The sequence below is a fragment of the Dietzia sp. B19 genome, assembly GCF_014145155.1.
GTDB lineage: Bacteria > Actinomycetota > Actinomycetes > Mycobacteriales > Mycobacteriaceae > Dietzia > Dietzia natronolimnaea.
In genome coordinates, this window is the sequence record NZ_JAALED010000389.1 from 1 (window position 1) to 4475 (window position 4475).

At 72.0% G+C, this 4475-nt stretch carries 5 protein-coding genes; 4 read left to right on the forward strand and 1 reads right to left on the reverse strand.

Annotated elements, in window-relative coordinates:
• Together G6020_RS11415 and G6020_RS11420 are read left to right on the forward strand one after the other, a co-directional pair.
• On the forward strand, positions 1–730 hold a 730-nt coding region (locus tag G6020_RS11415; RefSeq protein WP_182610712.1), incomplete at its 5' end, for an endonuclease/exonuclease/phosphatase family protein.
• Positions 727–1347: a hypothetical protein gene (locus G6020_RS11420; protein ID WP_182610713.1), complete on the forward strand. Its 621-nt coding sequence runs from the start codon at positions 727–729 to the stop codon at positions 1345–1347. The genes G6020_RS11415 and G6020_RS11420, both read left to right, overlap by 4 nt.
• Positions 1348–1396: 49 nt before the next feature.
• On the opposite strand, the gene G6020_RS11425 is transcribed toward G6020_RS11420, so the two are convergent.
• Entirely contained in the window at positions 1397–2725 is a 1329-nt protein-coding gene (locus tag G6020_RS11425) for a cation:proton antiporter (RefSeq protein ID WP_182610714.1), read from the reverse strand.
• Between the two features lie 109 nt (positions 2726–2834).
• Here G6020_RS11425 and G6020_RS11430 point away from each other — a divergent pair, with 109 nt between their 5' ends.
• Positions 2835–3842 (forward strand): LLM class oxidoreductase, encoded by a 1008-nt coding sequence (locus tag G6020_RS11430; protein ID WP_182610715.1) that lies wholly within the window; start codon positions 2835–2837, stop codon positions 3840–3842.
• A gap of 33 nt (positions 3843–3875) precedes the next feature.
• Positions 3876–4475 (forward strand): oxygenase MpaB family protein (locus G6020_RS11435; RefSeq protein ID WP_182610716.1); only part of this gene is annotated, 600 nt, incomplete at its 3' end.

The window sequence follows — 4475 nt, forward strand, 5'->3', positions numbered from 1 at the left end:
GGTCCGCGCGCTCCTCGCCGCCGAGCGGCCGACGGTTCTCGGCGCGCAGGAGGTGCTGCGCGAGCAGACCACGGTGATGCTCGACGCCCTGGGCCCCGGGTACGCCGTGGTCGGCCGCGGTCGGGGCTCGGACGGAGGTGGCGAGGCCTCGCCGATCTTCTACGACTCCGGACGGCTCGAGTTGCTCGACTGGGACCAGATCGCGCTGTCCGATCAGCCCACCCGCGCGGGATCGGCGTCCTGGGGGAACCTCATCCCCCGGGTCATGGTGTCGGCGGAGTTCCGCGATCGCGGGACCTCACGGAGCTTCCTCGTGATCAACACCCACCTTGACCCGTTCTCCGCGCGCTCCCGTCTGCGGTCGGCGCGGGCGATTCTCGACCTGGTGTCCGCCGCCGCCCCGTCGTCCGCCCGGCACAGTCCGGCGCTGGTGACCGGCGACCTCAACACGGGCCCGGCCGGTGCGGCGGTCCGAGAACTGGTCCGGGAGGGGACTCTGGTCGACAGTTGGCACAGCGCGCGGACCCGCGCGAGCGAGGAGTGGGGGACGTACACCGGCTACCGCGCGCCGCGGAGGAACGGGGCGCGCATCGACTGGATACTCGCCTCGTCAGCATTTAGGGTCACCCACGCCGCGGTCAACCCGCTGCGGCCCGGCGGCGTGTGGGCGTCGGACCATCTGCCCGTCCACGCCGTCGTGCGTCTCGACCGAGGGGGTGTCGCCGCGTGATCGACAACTTCCTGCGTCCCGCGGAGAACCGCGTGCGGATGGCGGCGGACGCTCTGCGGATCCTCGGGGCCCTCAGCGTCCTGCTCGCCCTGCTGCTGCACGGTCTCACGGACGCGGCCATCGTCGCGTTCGCCCTGCCGGGACTGATGCTCCCGCGCTTCGTCGGGATGAGGCCGTGGGCGGACACCGCGGTGTCGGTCACGTTGCTCGTCGCCGCCTGGAGCAACGTCTTCGACCTGTACACGCGCATCTGGTGGTGGGACATCGTGGTCCACTTCGCGTGCGCCGGAGCGCTGGCGGTGGTGACCTACCTGTTCCTCGCGCACCGCGGGATCGTGCCGGCACCGGGTGACGGGGGTGTCCCGGCCGCGGCGGCGGTGGTGCTCACCACCGCCTTCGGACTGGCCCTGGGCGCCCTGTGGGAGATGGTGGAGTGGTTCGGCCACGCCTACCTGACGGACCGGATCTACGTGACCCTCGACGACACGATCGGGGACATGGCCGCGGGTGGTCTCGGCGCCCTGGCCGCGGGTCTGCTCCTGGCCCACTGGCCCCGGGTGCTGATGCCGACCGACCGGCCCGGTCGCGTGTCCTCGGAGGCGGGGTCCCGCCGCTAGACGGTCGACCCGGAGACCGCTGCCCGGGTACCACCGCTGACGCCGGACCTCACCGGATGCCGTCCTCGTCGTCGTCGTTCCCCCGTGACCCCGGTGAGACGGGGTCCTCCGGTGACGGTGTCGTGGCGCCCGGCCGACGAACCGGGGCTCCGGCCCGCACCACCTCCGCCAGGAGGGGGAAGAGCAGGACGGTGACCGCCCCGGCCGCCACCAGGACGGAGGAGATCTCGCCCGTCATCAGACCGTTGTTCACCGCGACCTCGGTGACCGCCACGATGATCGGGAGACCGGTCGCCGCGTACAGACCCACCCTCGCCCGTTCCCGTGGACCGTCGAGCCCGGGGCTCGCGCGGGTGACGGTCTCGCCCAGCCACACCCCTCCGCCGCGGAGGACCAGCATGCTCACCACGGCCGCCACCAGCACCCACGGCGAGGCCGCCACGGCCCCGAGGTCGATGCCCATCCCCGACACCACGAAGAAGGCGGGGATGAACAGGGTGTAGCCGACGGTCTCCAGTTGACGGAGCAGGATCGCGGCGAGACCGCGGTCCGGGGCCTGGCCACCGCCGCGCAGGTGTGCCCCGAGGGAGTCGACCAGTCGGCGCAGGATCATGCCGGCGGCGAACGCGCCGAGCACCACGTCCAGACCGAACACCGTGGCCACGACCATCATGGTGGCCAGCAGCAGGATCACCGTGCGCATGGCCAGCTGTCCGGTGGAGGTGGTGCCCTGCAGGAGCGCCCGACCGAGCGCGGGGATGTGGAGCAGTCGGGCCGGCACCGCCAGGATCACCAGCGCGGCCAGTCCGAACAGCCCGACGGCCGCGATGGAGGACTCGATGCTGCGGGTACCGAGCAGCACCGCCATCACGAGGATCGGCCCCAGTTCCCCCACCGCGCCGTGGGTGAGGACTGCCCGGCCCACGGGGGTGCTGTCATGGCCGGAGCCCTTGAGGATGGGCAACAGGGTCCCGATCGCCGTGGAGGTGAGCAGGAGCCCGATCGCCACCGCGGTCTCCCAGCGGCCCGAGACCATCCACCCCACCCCGGCTGCCAGGATCAGGCTGACGACCCAGGTCCCGGCCGCTCGTCGTCCGCTGCGCCCGGTGAGGGTGGAGACCTCGAGCTCGAACCCCGCCAGCAGGAACAGCATCCCCAGCCCGAGCTCCGCGAGGAGCGCCACCCCGCCGGATTCCACCGCCAGGTCCAGACCGTTGGGGCCGATCACCATCCCGCCCACCAGGAGGAGCACCACGCCCGGGATGAACGAGCGGGTGAACCCGGACAGCACCGGTGCCGCCCAGACGGCCAGGACGATCCAGAACAGCGAGACGAGTTCGGTGGGGGACGCCTCGGCGGCCAGGAGGGTGGTGGTCACGTCCGGCCTCTCGCTCGATCGATGAAGGAGAGCTTAGACGAGCGGCGCGCACGCGAGGCCGTCGACCGGCGTCGACCGGCGTCGACCGGATCGTGCGAGGGTGGGGCACATGACCACCTCGCCGCTCGACACGTCCGACGGTGACCCCCGGCGGCTCCCGGGCTTCCGTCGCACGTTCGGCGCGGGGCGACTGACCCTCGGGCTGGGATTCCCGCTGCGGACGCGCGCCGACCGGGTCGACGGCCCGGACATCAGCGAACAGATCGAGGTCGCCCGGGCCGCGGAGACCGGAGGGTTCGCCGCCCTCTACGCCCGGGACATCCCGCTTCGCGTCCCGTCGTTCGGCGACGTGGGCCAGATCTACGATCCGTGGGTGTTCCTCACGTACGTGGCCGCCCACACCAGCCGGATCGCCCTCGGGACGGCGGCCGTTGTGCTGCCCGTCCGCCATCCACTGCACGTGGCCAAGTCCGCGGCCAGCCTGGACCGTCTCTCCGGCGGCCGGTTCCTCCTGGGCGTGGCCTCCGGCGACCGGCCGGAGGAGTTCCGCGCGTTCGGGCTGGAGCAGGGGCGGCGGGGGGAGAGGTTTCGGGAGAACCTCACGGTGATGACCCACGCACTCACCACCGAGATGCGCGGGATCCGCTGGTCCGGGGGGTGGATGCACAGCGCGGACGTGGTCCCTAAGCCCACCGCCTCGTCGGTGCCGCTGATCATGACCGGCTCGTGTCAGCAGAGCATCACGTACCTGGCCGCCCACGGGCACGGATGGCTGACCTACCCGCGTGACTTCGACGCGCAGCGCCGGACCGCCGCGAGGTGGCGCGAGGTGGTGACCGAGAGCCGGGAGGGAGGATCCGACGACGACGAGGTGTTCAGTCCCTTCGCGCAATCGCTCCAGATCGACCTGGCCGAGGACCCCGACGAGGCGGCCTCGCCGATCGGCTTCGGGTTCCGGATCGGTCACCGGCGTCTGGTCGAGCACCTGGCGGACCTGCGGGGGATCGGGGTCAACCACGTCCTGCTGGGGGTCGGGGCGTCCCGCCGGCCGATCCGGGAGGTCGTCCACGAGCTGGCCGAGACCGTCGTGCCCCACTTCCCCGCGCTCGCCCACTAGCCTCACCGGCGGAACGGAGAGGCGGGACCACCCATGACAGGCGCGGCCACCCCGGAACCCGGACTGTTCGAGCACCTCCGGTCCCGGCAGTTCCTGTTCATGTTGCCCCGCGCGGTGTCACTGCAGCTGATGCACCCGGCGATCAGTGCGGCGATGCTCGAGCACTCGCCCTCCCCGGGCTTCGTCTGGCTGCACAAGCAGCGATCGGTCCCCCCGACGATCGACATGGCGTTCGACCCGCATCCGGAGTCCTGGATCCCGAGGCGCATCGTGGTCACGCACGACACCATCCGGGGAACCGACGCCGACGGCCACCGTTACCACTCACTGGACCCGCAGGTCTTCCACTTCCAACACGCCACGTACGTGGACTCGCTGTTCGAGACCATCACGAGATTCCGCGGTCCACTGGACGCCGGGGAACGCCGGTCGGTCTACGCCTCGTGCTGCAGGTGGTACCGCGCCTACGGCATCTCCGACGCACCGCTGCCCCCGACGGTCGAGGACTTCGACGCCTACTTCCGCGACCGGACCGGGGCGCTCGCCGTCACCCCGGCGCTCACGCGCTACCGCGGGCAGCTCCTCCGTCCCCGCCAGTGGTGGCCGGCCGCGGTCCCCGCCGGCGCCATCCGG

Bases quoted from the DNA above. Each gene is read 5' to 3' on its own strand.
- G6020_RS11430 (WP_182610715.1), top strand. From the start codon at position 2,835: ATGACCACCTCGCCGCTCGACACGTCCGACGGTGACCCCCGGCGGCTC.